The sequence below is a fragment of the Streptomyces sp. NBC_00425 genome (assembly GCF_036030735.1).
Lineage (GTDB): Bacteria > Actinomycetota > Actinomycetes > Streptomycetales > Streptomycetaceae > Streptomyces.
In genome coordinates this window covers 1,957,300-1,973,615 of sequence record NZ_CP107928.1, presented here as the reverse complement: position 1 = coordinate 1,973,615, position 16,316 = coordinate 1,957,300, and the positions used below count along the sequence as shown (strand labels likewise).

The following is a 16,316-nucleotide window of genomic DNA, read 5'->3' as shown; positions in this document are numbered from 1 at the left end:
GGCGCGAGCGTGGGCCGGGCCGGGACGGAGGTCAGCGCAGCCGCGGAGCCCGGGCCTGCGCGTCCACCGCCGCGCCCGTCCGCTCCACCGACGCCGCCAGCTCGCGCGCCCACCGTGCCAGCCCCGTGAGATCCAGCCCGTACGGCCGGTCCTCTCCCGCGTCGGCCGCCCACTCCTCGGCGGCCCCGGCCCCGCGCCGCAGCAGCCGCACCCCGCCCGTGAGGTTCCCTCGGGCCGTGTGCGTGAGACCCACGGCGAGCTGGGCGAGGCCCCGCCACAGGGTGCGCTCCGCAGCGGGGCCCGACTTCCAGGCGTCCTCGAAGACCTCGTGCGCGTGGAAGGGCTTCCCGGCGTCCAGCAGCGCCTGCGCCTCGGCGACGGTCTCCCGCGGGGTGCGGACGACGCCCTCGGGCTGCCGCTCCACCCCGGGCGTCCCGTACGGCAGGGGCCGGCCGAGTCCGTCCCGGGGCCGGGCGTTGCGCGCCCGCCCTTCGCCGTCCCGGTCCCTGGCTCCGGCGGGCCGGTCGCCGCTCGTTCCGCCTGTGCTGCCCCAACGGTCCATATGCCGATTGTCCCGCGTGAGGGCCCGCTACGGCGCAGCGCTCCGAGTGGGGTAAAGTGCTGTTCGCGCGATCACACGGGCAACACCGTGCGGAGCGCACCGGGACGTGGCGCAGCTTGGTAGCGCACTTGACTGGGGGTCAAGGGGTCGCAGGTTCAAATCCTGTCGTCCCGACTTGCGAAGTAGCAGGTCGGAGGTCATTTCCAGTTGATCGGAAGTGGCCTCTTCGGCGTTCTCGGGGACCAGATGGGAACCGAGTGCTATAGGCGGTTATGTAGCGCACCTTGACTCGGTCAAGGTGCGCTACAGGGGCGATCGTCAAACGCTCCGAACTGCGCAAACGTTTCCTTGACGCCGCGTTAGGCCGACAGTGCACGGCGTCGCGCAACTGGCGCCCCCACCGGTTCGGCGGACTCCTCCAGGTCGAGCAGATCGCGCCCCCTTCCACGCCCGTAGGTTCGCCGAGCCGGTCCCATTACTGGGCCGGCGTGGTGATTGGGCACGGGATGTGCTTGATCTTGCTTTATGTGGCATTTAGGTTCGCTGGGAGGAAAGCGCTGCGAGGTCCCAGTCCCGTGCCACCGTCCGGAAGGGAGGTGTGGAGCGCGTGCATGCGAGGTGCGACTTTCGGAATGTTTCAGGTCAGAAGGGACGTCTCGGAGGGTTGCGATGGCTGCGGGCGTTCGCCGTACTGCCGTTGCTGGCGTCGGTGCTCGCCGCTTGCGGCAGTGACGAGGGCTCCGGTAGGCCCACCCTCAACTGGTACAACTTCCCCGACGACTCCGGTGCGCTCCAGAAGGCGGCCGACCGGTGCAGCCAGGCGTCAGGCGGCCGCTACAGGATCAGCTACAACAAGCTCCCGCGTGCCGCGGACGGCCAGCGCCAGCAACTCGTCCGCAGACTCGCCGCCGAGGACGATTCGCTCGACATCCTGGGCCTGGACGTCACCTGGGCGGCGGAGTTCGCCGAGGCGCGCTGGATCCGGGAATGGACGGGGGCGGCGAAGCAGCAGGCTGTCGAGGGCACCCTGCGCGTACCCCTGCAGACCTCGACCTGGAAGGGCAAGCTGTACGCCGTCCCGTACAACACCAACACCCAACTGCTGTGGTATCGCAAGGACCTGGTGCCCACCCCGCCCAGGACCTGGGCCGAGATGCTCGACATGGCCGGCGCCCTCGCCCGGCAGGGCAAACCGCACTTCGTGGAAATCCAGGGTGCCCAGTACGAGGGCCTGACCGTCTGGTTCAACACGCTGATCAACAGTGCGGGCGGCTCCATCCTCAACGCGAGCGCGACCGAGCCCTCCCTCGGTCCTCCCGCTGTGCGGGCCGCGGGGATCATGCGTGAGCTGGCGAACTCCCCGGCCGCGGACCCCTCCCTGTCCAACCAGATGGAGGACCAGAACCGCCTGGCCATGGAGTCGGGGACGGCGGCGTTCGAACTCAACTACCCGTTCGTCTATCCGTCGATGAAGGCGAACAACCCGGAGCTGTTCAAGAACTTCCGCTGGGCGCCGTACCCCCGGGTCGACCCGAACCGCCCGGCACGGCCCACCATCGGCGGCATCGATCTCGCGGTGAGCGCCTACGCGCGCCGGCCCGACCTGGCCTTCGACGCGGCGCTGTGCCTGCGCAACCGGGAGAACCAGCTCACCGCCGCGCTCGAGGGCGGTCTGCCGCCCACCCTGCGCGCCCTGTACGACGAGCCGGCGTTCATGAAGGAGTACCCCTTCTCCGCGGAGGTGCTGGCCGCCCTGGAGTCGGCGAGCGTGCGCCCGATCACTCCGGTCTACCAGAACGTGTCGATCGCGGTCTCCCACACGCTGTCCCCGCCGTCCGGGATCAAACCGGCGAGCTCCGTCAACACCATCAGGGAGCAGATCGACGATGCCCTGCGATCCGAGGGTGTGATCCCGTGAACGACCACCTCCCGCACCACTCCGTCAGCCTGCGCCGCGGCGCGCGGGCCTCGTCCTCGGACGGCCCGAGATGAGCACGCGGGCGCAACCGGCCGGAACCCCGCCGTCCCCCGAGACGGAGCGGACGGAGCCGGACCGGGCGGCACTCTCGGCGGGCGCCAGGCAGGAGCGGCGGCTCGGGTGGCTGCTCTGCGCGCCCGCCGTCGTCGTCATGATCGCCGTGACCGCCTACCCCATCGGGTACGCCGTCTACCTGTCCCTCCAGCGGTACGACCTGCGCTTCCCGGGACAGGCGAAGTTCGTGGGCCTGAGCAACTACGGGGCGGTGCTGTCCTCCCCGTTCTGGTGGGACGCCTTCTGGGTCACGCTGTTCATCACCGTTGTGTCCGTGGTGATCGAGCTGGTCCTCGGCATGGGGCTCGCTCTGGTCATGCACCGCACGCTCTTCTGGCGCGGCGTCGTCCGCACGTCGGTCCTCATTCCGTACGGGATCGTCACCGTGGTCGCCGCCTTCTCCTGGCAGTACGCCTGGACCCCGGATCTCGGATACCTCGCCGGATTGCTGCCCAGCGGGGAGGCTCCGCTGACCGAGCAGTGGCCCGCCCTCTGGCTGATCATCCTCGCCGAGGTGTGGAAGACGACGCCGTTCATGGCCCTGCTGCTGCTCGCGGGCCTCGCCCTGGTCCCCGAGGAGACCCTGAAGGCGGCCATGGTGGACGGTGCCACCGCCTGGCAGCGCTTCACCAAGATCATGCTGCCGCTGATGAAGCCGGCCGTCCTGGTGGCACTGCTCTTCCGCACACTGGACGCGTTCCGGATCTTCGACAACATCTACATCCTGACCGCGGGAGCCCAGGGGACCGGCTCTCTGTCGATCCTCGGGTACGACAACCTGTTCACCTCGCTGAACCTGGGCATCGGGTCGGCGATCTCGGTCCTGATCTTCATCTGCGTCGGGATCATCGCCTTCACCTTCGTCAAACTGTTCGGCACCGCCGCACCCGGCGCGGAGGTGAAGCGCTGATGGCCGCGGTGGGAAAGACACATGCCGCCCGATGGGGTGTCCTGAACGTCGTGGTGGTGCTGTACGCCCTGTTCCCGGTGTGGTGGATCGCCGCGCTGTCGTTCAAGGACCCCGCCACCCTGACGGACGGCAACTACATCCCCACGGACTGGACCTGGGAGAACTACCAGGGCATCTTCGAGACCACCGAGTTCACCCGTGCGCTGATCAACTCGATCGGTATCGCCCTGATCGCCACGGTGATCGCGGTGGCGCTGGGCACCATGGCCGCCTACGCGGTGGCCAGGCTGCGCTTCCCCGGCAAGCGGGTACTCATCGGCATGTCACTGCTGATCGCCATGTTCCCCCCGATCTCCCTGGTGTCACCGCTGTTCAACATCGAGCGGATCATCGGGATCTTCGACACCTGGGTCGGGCTGATCATCCCGTACATGACCTTCTCCCTGCCGCTCGCGATCTACACCCTGTCGGCTTTCTTCCGGGAGATCCCCTGGGATCTGGAGAAGGCCGCCAAGGTCGACGGGGCGACGCCCGCGCAGGCCTTCCGGTTGGTCATCGCGCCGCTGGCCGCGCCGGGCGTGTTCACCACGGCCATTCTCGTGTTCATCTTCTGCTGGAACGACTTCTTGTTCGCGATCTCGCTGACGTCCACCGAGTCCGCGCGCACCGTGCCTGCCGCGATCGCGTTCTTCACCGGCAGCTCCCAGTTCCAGCAGCCCACAGGGTCGATCGCCGCCGCCGCTGTGGTCATCACCATCCCGATCATCGTTTTCGTCCTGCTCTTCCAACGGCGGATCGTCGCCGGACTGACCTCCGGGGCGGTCAAGGGGTGAACGGGCCGACCACGGCAGGCAGGCCACCGGTCCGGGACACCGACAGCGGTACCCGGACCCGGAAGGCATGAGGCAAGGAGGCATCATCCATGGCCGAGATCATCCTTGAGGGAGTCACCAAGCGCTTTCCCGACGGGGCCCTCGCCGTGAAGGACGTGGACCTCGAGATCGCCGACGGCGAGTTCGTGATCCTGGTCGGTCCGTCGGGATGCGGCAAGTCCACCACCCTGAACATGATCGCCGGACTTGAGGACATCACCGAGGGCACCCTGCGCATCGGAGGCCGAGTCGTCAACGACCTGGCTCCCAAGGAACGCGACGTCGCCATGGTGTTCCAGAGCTATGCCCTGTACCCGCACATGAACGTCCGCGAGAACATGGGCTTCCCGCTGCGCCTGGCCAAGGTGGAGAAGGACACCATCGACGCCAAGGTGACGGAAGCCGCCCGGATCCTTGACCTCACCGAGCACCTGGACCGCAAGCCCGCCAACCTCTCGGGTGGTCAGCGCCAGCGCGTGGCCATGGGGCGGGCGATCGTCCGTGACCCCGAGGCGTTCCTGATGGACGAGCCACTGTCCAACCTGGACGCCAAACTCCGGGTACAGATGCGCACTCAGATCTCCCGGCTGCAGCGGAGCCTCGGCACGACCACCGTGTACGTCACCCACGACCAGACCGAGGCGATGACGCTCGGCGACCGGGTCGTGGTCATGAGGCAGGGCCTGGTCCAGCAGATCGGCACACCTGCCGAGTTGTACGACCTGCCGCGCAACATCTTCGTCGCGGGCTTCATCGGCTCCCCGGCGATGAACTTCCTGAACGCCACTCTGGAGGGCGGTGCCCTGCGCTCGTCCCTGGGCGACCTGACCCTCGACGACCGTACGAGGCAGGCGCTGGAAAGACAGAACGCGCCCCGCGAGGTCATCGTCGGGCTGCGACCGGAGGCATTCGAGGACGTGGCCCTGGCACACGACCGGGACCGGACGGGCCCGGTCTTCACCGCCACCGTGGAGGTACTGGAGTCGCTGGGCTCCGATGCGTATGTCTACTTCACCGCGGAGGGCGGGCCCGCGACGACCGCCGAACTGGAAGAGCTCGCCAAGGACTCGGGCCTGCGCGACACCGGCGCCGACACCCATAACATCGTGGCCCGCCTGGACGCCGCCACCCGTGCCCGCGAGGGCGAACCGCTGGAGCTACAGGTCGACATGGCCAAGGCTCACGTGTTCGACCCGGCGACCGGAGCGAACCTTACGCATCCAGTGAGGGCGGACTGACGATGCACCACACAGGGCGCGATACGCAGCCGTGTACCCGGCGACTCAAGAGGCGGCTGGTCTTCGTCGACTACGCAGGCGTCCCGGAACGGGTGTTCCCCGCGGAGGCGGCGCGTGGTGTCAGGCGCCACCGGCGGCCGGTGCCAGGTGCTCTTCTGAAGCGGCTTGGGGACCAGTTGGGGACCACACGGTCTGCGCGATAATGCACGGTAGGGCTATTGACGCACAACACACGCCCGGATTGCTTCTGTTATCTGCCGATGATGTGGGTGACTCTCACTCCTGGGGGTCAAGGGGTCGCAGGTTCAAATCCTGTCGTCCCGACTTTTCGAAGTCGCAGGTCAAGGGGCCGTTTCAGAGAAGATCTGAAACGGCCCCTCGACCGTTCTCGGGGCCCGGCGCGGTCCGCCGGCCACCGGCGGGATCGCGACACGAATCCCACCGGCGTTCTCAACGGGCGCGCCGTCAGCCCGGCTTGAGCACCATCGCCCGACCGCCGGAGGGAACCCCGTCCACCGGCCGGGCGCGTGCGCGGGTCACCTTCGGGTCAGCAGTGTCACGGACAGGGCGACGGCCATGAGCGGGAGGACGACGATCATCAGGTCTACCGCCCCTGTGATGAGCCGGTACTTCCGCCAGACGATTCCGCTCAGCTGGATCAGGGTGCGGCACGCCTCCTCGTCGACGGAGAGTTCCCTCGCCAGCCGTTCGGGAGCCGAGGCATAGCGACGCCAGGTCGCGAAGTACCGCTGGCCCACGTCCCCCTTCCCCAGCACCGGGCGCACCACCAGCAGCAGCAGCTCCGCCACCGCGCACACCCCGGCCAGCGCCGCGACGCAGAGCCAGCGGGCGACGCCGTGCACGGGAACGGTCACGGCCGACGCGCCGGCCACCGAGAACGCGGTGAACCCGATGCCCACGACGGTGAGCAGGGCGGCCGACTTGGCGTCGGCCCGCGCGTTCTCCTGCCGGGTCGCGTCGATCAGCGCGTTGATCTCGGTCGGGGGACCGGTCACGGTGCGCGCGTTGCGCCGGGGGGTGGTGGTCATGCCGCCTCCTTCTGCTGTGCGAGGTCCGACACCAGGCGCTTCGCCAGGCGTCGCAGAGCGATGTCGTCGCCACGGGTCGCCGCCCATGCCGCCGGAGGCGGGCCGTCGCCGAGCCAGGCCTCGACCGCGGCGCGCAGGGCCGTGCCCGCTCCGACGCCGGCGGCCGTCCGGGCCAGCAGGTCCTGGAGGATCACGGTCGCGGCGGCGTCGAGACCGTCGTCCCCCTCCTCTCCCGTCCGGGCCGGTCGCAGGTCGTCGTCCACCGGCATGGACGGGCTCGTGCCGCGGTTGGCGAGGGGCAGCAGGATGCAGTCGTGGAGCCAGCCGACGCCCGCCACCCGCCGGACCACCGCCAGACAGCTCTCGACGTCGGCCCGCAGTTCGTCACGCGCCGCCCGGCTGCCCGGCACCCTGTCCCCGCCGTCCCAGGCGTTCTTGCGGCAGACGAGGGTGTCCAGCGGCCAGGCCCCCGCCCCGGACCCGGACGCGGCCGCATAGCCGAGGAGGAAGCGGAACACATCCGCCGACCACGGGTCCTCGTAGGAGATCGCGATCCGGCCGACGGTCCCGTCGCGGCGCTGGGGCCGTGCCACCCCGCCCCTGGCCACGCGGCCCTGGCGGTTGAGTTCGGCGGCTTGCGAGCGGGCGCTGCTGGTGAGGTAGGCGAAGGCGGTGTCGGGGAGCGGACCGAGCGTCCGGAAGCGGGCGTGCGTGGCGCAGTGCGCCCGGATCCACACGTCCATGAAGAGGTCGACGCAGCCGACGCTCTCGCACACGTCACGGGGGCGGCTCGCCGTCGGGTCCGCCGTTCCGAACGGCGCGGGCCGATGACAGGGGCCCGTCCGGCAGGCCTCGTGCAGGGCTTGCCGGGCCTGGCGGGTGATGCCCCAGACGATGTCCGCGCTGCGCGGCAGGCAGGTGTCGGGGGCGGTGCAGAAGGAGCTGGACTTCGACATGACACGTTCCCTGGGGATGAGGAAGCCCACATGCGTGGGGCCGGCCCGTAGGGCCAACGTGTCCTGTGCACAGCACAGTAGGAGCGAAGTGCTCGGCCGCGGTGAGGCGGTCTCGTCACTATGACGGCCGGTCACCACCGTGTCAACGGCGGGGGACAGCGGCCGGGCGGTGCTCGACAGCGGTCCGCGGCGGCTCCGCGCACGCGGTGCTCGGCCTCGTGTCCGTTAGGAGGTGTCGGAGGCCGATCGGGCCCCGTTCCCGTCCGCAGCACACCACATCGCACCGAAGGGTGACAGACATGGCCACTCAGCTCCGTGAGGCGTTCGCCGAGCCGCAGTCCCGGGAAGCGCGCACCGTCTTGTTCATCGACCAGGTGGGCTCGACCGCCATGAAGGAGCAGCAGCCGGAGGCGAGTTGGCTGCCCGCCCTCGGCTGGCTGTACGACACGGTCACCGCCCTCGCCGTGCAGGCGGACCCCGAGGCGGAGATCAAGTACCTGGGGGACGGCATCATGATCACGTTCGACAGCGACCGGGCGACCGACGCCGTCAACGTCGCCGTGTCCGTGCAGGAGGCGGTCCACGACGCGAACCAGGGCCGCACGGGGGCCAGGGGCGTCATCGACTTCACCTGCAGCATCGGCGTCGGCACGGGGTCCGTCGTCGCCTTCACCACGCCGACGGGCGGCCACGACTACGTCGGCACGGTCGTCGACAAGGCGAAGCGCCTGTGCGACGCGGCCTCCCCGAAGGCCATCTTCGTCGACCGGGCCACGGCGTCCGCGGCCAACGTCATGAAGATCGCCAGCCGTCTCGGCATCGCCCTCGGCCGTGCCCCCGAGCAGTACCAGGGAGACGTGCAGCGGGCCCCGTTGAAGGGTTTCGACCAGCCGGTGGAGTACTACGAGATCCTCTGGGACCAGCAGCTGTACGGGCTCAAGTCGGAGGCGGTGACCCGCAACACCGACCGCATGCGGCAGGCCCCGTCCTCGCCGCCCGGGACCACCCGTCTCCCCGTCGAGCGCTCGGCGAACAAGCGGCCGCCCTCCCAGGACAGGCGTCCGGGGACCCAGGACAAGCGTCCGGGGGTCCAGGACAAGCGCCAAGGAGCCCTGGAGGAGCGGCACTCCGGGGAGGTGACCTGCTGGAAGCCGGACGCCAACTTCGGGTTCGTCCGCGACTCCCGGTCCGGCGAGGACTTCTACTTCCGTGCCGGCCACCTGGTCTACCCGGAGGACGCCGGGGAGTCCCTGCGGGTCGGCAGCCGGATCGTGTTCGTGGCGACGGGACGGGTCGACGGTGAGCGCAACCGCCACGCCGTGGGCATCCTCCTCGTCGACGACTACGCCGAGGGCACCCTGAAGCTGCCCGAGGGCAAGGCCCACGGCTGGCTGCGCGTCCAGGACCGGCTGGGCAACGGCCACCACGTCTTCACGTCCCGCTCGGCGGTCCAGCGGTTCACGCCGGGGACGCTGCTGAGCTTCAAGGTCGCGGCCAACGAGAAGGGCGGGCTGGCCGAGGAGATCGAGGAACCGGCGGAGGAGGACGCGGCCTGACGCCCCACCGGAGGGCGAGGGCGACCAGGGGGCGGGTTCCGCGGACACCGGAACCCGCCCCCCCTCGGGGCCCCAGGGCTCAACCGCTTGAACCATTCTGACCGGTTCACTACACTGTGTAGTGCCCCCGCTGCTAGCGTCGCTTCTGGAAACAGACCTGTGGCCCCCAGCGGGGTTTTTCCGTGCCATGTCGTCGTCGGGGCCACGCAGGGGTCACGTTCTTTCGCGAGGGGGGCGGAGAGTGGGATCGGGTTGCCTGGTTCTGGTCGACGGATGGAATCACTACATCGCCGCCTTACGGTGCTTCGGATACCGATCCGCCGCCGAGTTCCCGCTCGACCGGCTCGCCCTGCACGTGGCCGCCGAGACGGGCGCGGACGCCGTCAGCTCAGCCGCCGTCGTCATGGCCCTCCCGGACCGCAACCGCCCGGAGGAGGCGCCGGAGTTCCACGCCTGGCGCAAGCGGCTGCGCAAGCTCCGCAACTACGGCGTGCACCACGAACCGGCCCGTTTCAGCTACCACCAGCCGGCCTGCACACGGTGCAGGACGTCGTTGGACCGCAACGTGACGTGCGGGAACTGCGGGGCGTCGAACACCCCCGCGGGACGCCGCAAGGAGAAGGGCGCCGACATCAGGCTCGCCTCCCTCGCCCTGCGCGGCGCCTGGCAGCAGGAGTACTCCACGCTGATCGTCCTGTCCCAGGACTCCGACTTCGGCCCGATGGTGCAGGAGGTCAAGGAGGTCCACCGGTCGCAGGGCCGGCGCTACGCCCTGTACTCGGCGTTCCCGACCTGTGCCCGACCGGACCACGAGCACCGGGCCGTTCCCGGCACCCGCGAGCTACGGCTGGATTCCGGCGTCTACGGCGCTCTGATCGACCGGCCCCGCATCCACGTCACCGACTGGCGCGCGCAGGCTCCCTGAGGGTTCGCAGGACGGCTCCTGCTCCGTCGGCCGAGCCAGCCAGCGCAGCACGTCCCCGCAGTACTCGCGGAACTGCGTCATGAGCAGCGGAGAGGTGCCGGAGCGCCGGTTGTGCGCCATCGGCGTGCGCACCCGCGCGATCAGCTCCAGCCTTTCCTGCCAGTCGTTCTTCGAGTGGCCGAGGACGGGCCGCAGTTGCTCCCAGTGCATCATGATGACGGCCAGCAGGTCCTGCGGGTAGGCGTAGTCGAGCGGGCTCTCGTCCGGAGCGAGCTCGCCGAAACCCCGGCGCACCCGCTCCTGCCGGTTCTCACAACTCTCGATCAGCCGCTTCTGGCACTCCCTGAGCTTGACGAGCCACAGGTCGCCGTACGCGGCCTGCAGCGCGGTGGTCAGACCGGCCCGCAGGCCGGTCTCCGTCGCCTGCCACAACGACCAGTCGTCCGACTTGCGTTCCAGCAGCCCGAGATACTCCTGGAAGCTCTCCGAGAACCCCTCCCAGCCGTCGGCCGTCGGACGGATGATCCCCTCCCTGGCCAGCCGCTCGGCGTCCTGCGGCTGTGCGGTGACCTGAGGTCCGAAGAGGATTTCCAGGAGGGTGGTGAGCCGGTTCTCGTCGCGCAGCAGTTCCAGCATCTGCTCGTGGTGGCGGACCGTCAGATGGCTGCACGTCGCGACGGCCTCGCCGAGGTGGTGCGGCAGTTCGGCGGGCGACGGGGTCCCGTGGACCGCCCACCGGTCGTGCAGCACGGACAGCAGCGCGGATGCCAGGAACGGCTGACCTCCGACCTCCCGGCCCAGCCAGGCCAGCAGCGGCTGTCCCAGATCGGCGTCGATGTGCGGCGATCTCGCGAGCAGCGCCGTGAGTTCCCGGACGTCGAAGCATCCGAGGGTCACCGGGAGCCCGAAGATCTGCGGGAAGGTGGACAACTCCGGCGTCGACCGCACCACGATCTCCGCCAGGTCCCGCCGGGAGGTGGTGATGAGGGCGACCCGCACATCCGGCTCGTAGGCGAGGGCGCGGAGGAATTCGTAGGGAGCGGCGCGCCGGAAGACGTTCCGGGCGGCGTCGAACTCGTCCAGCACGGCCACGACCTGGTACCGGAGCCACCGCAGCTGACGCATGTAGGTGCGCATCCGCATACGCATGTCGTCCCAGGACACGGCCCGGGACAGGGACTCGTACAAGGGGTCCAGCCGGTCGGCGTGCAGGCCGCGGTCCGACATCCAGGTCTGCACGGCATAGGCGAGTTCACGGAAGAGCGACTGCTCGGAGTCGCAGCCGCTGACCGTGATCCACACCGGCACGAAGGTCAGGCCCCGGACACTGCTGCCCGTGGCGAGCTGGTCGTGGACGTGCCGGGCGAGGCTCGACTTGCCGACCCGAGGCGGTCCGACGATCGACACCGAGGCCGTCTCCAGTGAGGTGAACGTCCGGTTGCGGATCGAGCTGAACGCCGTGGTGCGGCCGACGAACTCCGGTCCCGCGACGGGGGATCCGTACCCTGCGTAGGGGTTGCTGATCAGGTCCCGAGGGCCGTCGGGCTCCGCCGCGTTCACGCCCATCGGTGCTGCAGCCACTGGCTGAAGAGTCCGACGCTGATGCGGTAACGGTTGCCGGAGAGACGCTGGAGCACTTCCCGGCGCTCCAGGTCCTGGATGACCCGCTCGGCCTCCGGATGGGCGCCCGGGTCACCCACGTGGTACATCGCCCGTCCGACCTCCCTCCGGGTCGCCCGGAGGACGTCCATCACGAGTTCGCCGCTGATGTCGGTGACCTCGCTGTCGCCCGGGGTGAGCAGGTTGTCGAACTCGTTCTCGCCCAGGGCCACGATGAGCCGGTCCGCGACCACCTCGACGTCCGCCGGTCCGATGGCCGGCCCCCGCACGTCGTCGCTGTTCATGTAGAGCACGAGCTCGTGACAGAACAACTGGATGTAGTAGGGGCTCCGGCCGGTGAGTTCGAGGATGCGGTCCACGGCGTTGCCCCGGTACCGGCTGGCTCCGTCGGGAAGCCGGATCGGATCCTCGATGAGCTTGCACGCGTAGGAGCGTTCCAGATACGACACCCGGGCCTCCGTGGCCACCTGGAACTCGTTCGGGAACTCCTGGATGAATCGCGGCATCAGATCGTTGCCCACCAGGACGCAGCGGAAGAACCCTCTCTCGAGCATGGCCTTCCAGCCCTTCATGAAGCTCTCGGGCAGGTTCCGGCTGCGGATCTCCTTGTGCACCATGCTGAACTCGTCGATCAGCAGCACCAGATGGCTGTCCGCGAGGGGCGGTGTCGCCTTCAGCCACGCGACCAGCCGACGCATGTACTCGATGAACTTCTGCTGGGGCGCGAGCCTGATCTGTTCCAGGCTGGGCTCGGGGAGCGGATCGGTCTCCCAGCCCTCGTCCATGACCAGATTGCTGATCGACCAGTGGAAGTCGTCGCCGATGCGGTAGAGGAAGTCGGCCAGGGAGATGCCGCCCGCCAGATCCTGGATGCTGAAACTCACCGGGAGACTCGGCAGCGTCAGCTTCTCCCGGAGGTGGAAGAGCACCGACGACTTCCCGGCGCGTTTCTGGCCGTAGACGATCACGCTGCCCCGGTGGGGGCCCGTCACCGTCTCCGCCAGGTTGGCGATCAGCGGGTCGCGGCCCATGAACATGTCCGGGTTCTCCACCGGCAGACCGGCGCTGTACGGGTTGGGGATCTCGGTCCACTTGGTGTCGGTGTGCAGCCGGATCGACTTCGGTTCCACCTCGGCCTCGACCCGGCGCTGCGAGCGCAGCGTGAACCCGATCCTGCTGACCAGGGTGATCAGTTCCTGCTCGATGGTGGGCTTGCCGGCGACCAGGGAGATCTGGCAGGTCTTGGACTCACCGGCCCCGATGGACTCCGCCACCGCGATCGTGGCCTCGGTGGCCGTGTAGTCGTCACTGGGCAGGACGGTCAGCACGACGTTGCTGACCGGGCTCGCTCCCGGCTCGTTCGACACCTCCAGCTGGACGTCCACCCGGCCGCCGCTGGGCAGATACCGGTCGACGACCAGTTCCACCTTCAGGTTCTCCGGCTCCACGCTCTTCTGGTACGCCTCGAAGTGCTTGCGGAGCTCCGTGTCGAGCGCGCACAGATAGGGGTGCAGGATCTGCAGCGACAGCGCTGTCGGGGCGCTCTCGTACTCCTCGACATGGGCACGGATGGTCCTGCTCGTGCCGCCGAAGAGCCGCTCGCGTTCGACGTACACGCTCTGCCGGACGTACTGGCGCAGTTCCGTGACGACCGAACGGCAGTGCTCGATCCTGGCGCGGTCCGTCGCCGAGGCCAGACCTATGACCTCCTCGGCGATCCGGTCCAGCTCCGTGGTGTGCCGGTCCAGCGCCGTCAGGGCCGGTACCGTCTCGGCCAGCACGCTTATCTGGTGGTAGACGTTCCGGCGGTGGACGTCCTCCTTCGCCGCGGCGAGCCACGCCTGCGTGAAGCTCGACTCGTCGGTCACCGTGACGTCGTCGTCGAGGTGGTCCGTCAGCGCCTTCTGGAAGATCTCGCGTGTGGTGCGGTCCGCCCAGACCCGCCTGATCAGACGGGTGACCGTCTCGCCGACCGTCGGGAGCGAGAGCAGCGTCACCAGGACCACCCGGGTCAGGTGCTTCTCGGCCATCACCAGGGCCAGCGCCTTCTCCAGGGACGGCAGCCGACGCGCGTCGAGCAGTTGCACGCCGCTGTGGGTGAACGACATCACCAACTGCCGGAGTTTGACGTCCACCAGGTCGTCCCAGTCGCTCTTGACGCTCACCGACTCGAGGTAGTAGGTCCGGATGACGTCCGGGTTGCCCTTCGCCTCGATGGCGCACGCGTCCCCCATCGCGGCCGCGAAATAGCGCAGCCTGCTGCGGAACCGGTCGTCCGTGCTCCCGAGGTCACGCATGATCCGGGCGGCCGAGAGGTTGTAGTCGGCGCGCTCGCGGGGGAAGTTGCTGTTGAGCCGTCCTTTGGCCCGCCCCGAGACCAGGTCGTCCAGGCGTTTGATGTCGTCTTCCGTGAACGTCCGCTTGGCCACCTTCTCCGCGCGCACGCCCCGGTACTCGCAGCGGTCGAGATGGAAGGTCAGCAGCGGACTGAGGTGGGACGTGGCCGCGTACTGGAGCTGCACGACGGCATCGACCTTGGAGTAGACGTTCGTCTCCATGGCCTGGATGAGCTGGTCCAGGGCGGCACGCAGCGGCAACTGCTGGGGATCGCGCTGGAGTTCGGCCTCCAGCAGCTTCCTCGCCTCCTGCGGCTGGAACGTCTTGAGCAGCGCCATGGCGATCCGGCCCACCAGTCGCACCCGCTCGTCGCCGGCGGCGGGTCCCCGGCCGAGCATGACGCGCAACTCGGCGAGTGCCTCCTCCCACCGTCCCGCGTGTTCCAGGATGGTGCTGCGCTGCTGGGACCAGTTCCAGAGTTCGGCGTCCGTCACGAACAGGTGCTTGTGCTCCTGGAGCAGGGCCAGGGCCTCGTCGCGGCTCTGCAGTCGGGTCGACAGGAGGTTCACGAGCCTGCGCACCGCGCGGGCACGGTGGTCTCCCTGCTCGATGGCCTGCTGGAAATGCCGCTTCGCGGCCGGGTAGTCCTTGCGGCGCTGTGCGGCCTCGGCGCGGGCGAAGGGGCCCTTGTCCTGCGAGGCGCCGTTGTGCGTCGGCTGGTTGTGCGGGGCGGCGGTCGGGGCGGCGGAGGGGCCGGGGGCGCCGACGGCCTGGGAGAGGTATTTCTCCGCACCCCAGGTCAGGGAGTGAAGGGGTGCGAGGGACTTCAGCGTGGTGAGCGCCTGGCGGGCCGAGATCAGGTCCCCGCGGTCGGCGCAGGTGCGGACCTTGTCCGACAGGGCACGCACCTGCGTGTCGTCGAGCCCCGGCGCCCGGACCTGCGGGTCCGGCGCCGGCGCCGCGGGCGGAACCCGGGACGCCGGTGCGGCCGCGGGCGTGGCCGACGGCGCGACCCGGGACACCTCCGGCGCGCGCGCCGCCGGCGGCGGAACGTGTGGTGCGCGGACGGCCGGCGCAGGGACAGGGCGCGGTGGGCCGGTGGCCACGGTGTGCGGGCCCGGACGCGAGGGCGGGGGGATCGGCGCCGGCCTCGTGGTCCGCACCGGGGCTGCGGGAGCGGGCTGCGGGTGCAGCTTCGCGGCGACCACGGCGAACGCGTCTGCGGGCGCACCGGGTGCGTTCCAGTCGTCGACCGGGAATCCGGTCAGTCCGTCCCGTGGAGCGCACAGCAGGCCGCCGTGCAGGACGCTCAGCCGGGCCGGGCCGGGCTCCCAGCCCGCGGCGTCGAGGACGAGACCGGCGAGTTCGGCGGCGCCGACGCCGTCGACGAGCACGGCGGCGACGAGCGCCGCCAGGGCCGGGTCGTCCGCGGGGGCGTCCTGGTCGATGCAGTTCCGCAAGGTGGTGGCGTAGGCGAGTTCACCGGCGTGCCGCTGGGCCACCGCCAGATCGAAGCAGGAGGAGCTGTCGTTCAGGGCGTCGGCGGCGTCCGCGAACAGTTCGAGTGCCCTGTCCCGTTCGCCGAGCAGCCAGACCATCCGTCCCGCGATCTGCAGGCAGTCGGCGGCGTTGAAGCTGTCCGCGACCCTGCGGAGGCGGCCGGCGCACTGGAGGATCTTGGCCGTGTCCCTGACCTTCAGGGCGTAGTTGTAGCTGTTCCGGATGCTCAGCAGATCGCGGTCCAGCTGGTCGCGGGTCTCGCGGTCCAGATCGTCGGTGTAGACGGCGAAGTCAGGTTCGGCGATGTGCAGCGGGAGGCCGCGGACCCGTTCCTCCAGCGCCTCCAGGGCGAGCAGAGCGGCGGGCGGGAGCACCACCTCGACCGGGGGAGGAGGCGGCGCCTGGGGTTCGGGCTGCTGAACCGCCCCCGAGGATGAACCGGCTGGATGCCCGCCGGTCGAGGCGGGCCCGAGCGAGCGGCGTTCGACCAGCTGGATGGCTTCCGCCTCCAGGATGATCTCCGCGTCCGCGGTGCGGATGACGAGGCAGTCCTCGTCGATCTCGGCGAGCGTTCCTTCAAAGCATTCCCCCGCATGCATGCGCACCCGGACGCTACTCCCGGGCGACACGCGCGATTTGATCGGCCCAAGGCGCACATTCCGACTGTACCCCCGCCCTCGGCATTCGGGTGAGGGGTCGTCAGGCTCTTGCTCCACTGACCACGACGTCGTGATGTGGAGGCCGTATCCGACTGTTTCG

The 16,316-nt window shown here is 69.6% G+C and carries 11 protein-coding genes and 1 tRNA gene; 7 read left to right on the top strand and 5 right to left on the bottom strand.

The window, feature by feature from the left end; genetic code table 11:
• Positions 1 to 31: 31 nt before the first annotated feature.
• The gene (locus OHS82_RS08060) at positions 32 to 562 is read right to left on the bottom strand and encodes a DUF309 domain-containing protein (RefSeq protein ID WP_057583861.1); all 531 of its coding nucleotides are present in this window, start codon (positions 560 to 562) and stop codon (positions 32 to 34) included.
• Positions 563 to 662: 100 nt separating this feature from the next.
• Here OHS82_RS08060 and OHS82_RS08055 point away from each other — a divergent pair.
• The 5 genes from OHS82_RS08055 to OHS82_RS08035 all read left to right on the top strand — a co-directional run bounded on the left by OHS82_RS08055 (position 663) and on the right by OHS82_RS08035 (position 5,614).
• A tRNA-Pro gene (locus OHS82_RS08055) sits at positions 663 to 736 on the top strand.
• 490 nt (positions 737 to 1,226) lie between these two features.
• Entirely contained in the window at positions 1,227 to 2,480 is a 1,254-nt protein-coding gene (locus OHS82_RS08050) for an ABC transporter substrate-binding protein (RefSeq protein WP_242433427.1), read from the top strand.
• A gap of 70 nt (positions 2,481 to 2,550) precedes the next feature.
• Positions 2,551 to 3,504, top strand: coding sequence for a carbohydrate ABC transporter permease (locus OHS82_RS08045; protein WP_057583863.1), 954 nt, complete (start codon positions 2,551 to 2,553; stop codon positions 3,502 to 3,504).
• Positions 3,504 to 4,337, top strand: coding sequence for a carbohydrate ABC transporter permease (locus tag OHS82_RS08040; RefSeq protein ID WP_057583865.1), 834 nt, complete (start codon positions 3,504 to 3,506; stop codon positions 4,335 to 4,337). The genes OHS82_RS08045 and OHS82_RS08040 overlap by 1 nt, the downstream gene beginning before the upstream one ends.
• An 89-nt stretch (positions 4,338 to 4,426) precedes the next feature.
• Positions 4,427 to 5,614 carry an ABC transporter ATP-binding protein gene (locus tag OHS82_RS08035; RefSeq protein WP_319365862.1) on the top strand — a complete coding sequence of 396 codons (1,188 nt, stop codon included), beginning with the start codon at positions 4,427 to 4,429 and terminating at the stop codon, positions 5,612 to 5,614.
• Between the two features lie 536 nt (positions 5,615 to 6,150).
• Here OHS82_RS08035 and OHS82_RS08030 read toward each other — a convergent pair.
• Complete coding sequence (locus OHS82_RS08030; RefSeq protein ID WP_057583869.1) at positions 6,151 to 6,663, bottom strand: Pycsar system effector family protein; 513 nt, start codon at positions 6,661 to 6,663, stop codon at positions 6,151 to 6,153.
• Positions 6,660 to 7,619 carry a hypothetical protein gene (locus OHS82_RS08025; protein ID WP_057583871.1) on the bottom strand — a complete coding sequence of 320 codons (960 nt, stop codon included), beginning with the start codon at positions 7,617 to 7,619 and terminating at the stop codon, positions 6,660 to 6,662. The genes OHS82_RS08030 and OHS82_RS08025 overlap by 4 nt, the downstream gene beginning before the upstream one ends.
• A 299-nt stretch (positions 7,620 to 7,918) precedes the next feature.
• Between OHS82_RS08025 and OHS82_RS08020 the strand changes: the two genes are divergently transcribed.
• Together OHS82_RS08020 and OHS82_RS08015 are read left to right on the top strand one after the other, a co-directional pair.
• On the top strand, positions 7,919 to 9,175 hold the full coding sequence (locus tag OHS82_RS08020; RefSeq protein WP_057583873.1) for an adenylate/guanylate cyclase domain-containing protein: 1,257 nt from the start codon (positions 7,919 to 7,921) through the stop codon (positions 9,173 to 9,175).
• 241 nt (positions 9,176 to 9,416) lie between these two features.
• Positions 9,417 to 10,100 carry an NYN domain-containing protein gene (locus OHS82_RS08015; RefSeq protein WP_328433603.1) on the top strand — a complete coding sequence of 228 codons (684 nt, stop codon included), beginning with the start codon at positions 9,417 to 9,419 and terminating at the stop codon, positions 10,098 to 10,100.
• Here OHS82_RS08015 and OHS82_RS08010 read toward each other — a convergent pair.
• Both OHS82_RS08010 and OHS82_RS08005 read right to left on the bottom strand, forming a co-directional pair.
• A complete protein-coding gene (locus OHS82_RS08010) occupies positions 10,017 to 11,681 on the bottom strand; it encodes a hypothetical protein (RefSeq protein WP_328433602.1) in 1,665 nt (554 codons plus the stop codon). The two genes, OHS82_RS08015 and OHS82_RS08010, sit on opposite strands and share 84 nt — an antisense overlap.
• Positions 11,657 to 16,156, bottom strand: a complete 4,500-nt coding sequence (locus tag OHS82_RS08005) for a hypothetical protein (protein WP_328433601.1) — start codon at positions 16,154 to 16,156, stop codon at positions 11,657 to 11,659. Before OHS82_RS08005 ends, OHS82_RS08010 begins: the two co-directional genes overlap by 25 nt.
• Between the last annotated feature and the right edge of the window lie 160 nt (positions 16,157 to 16,316).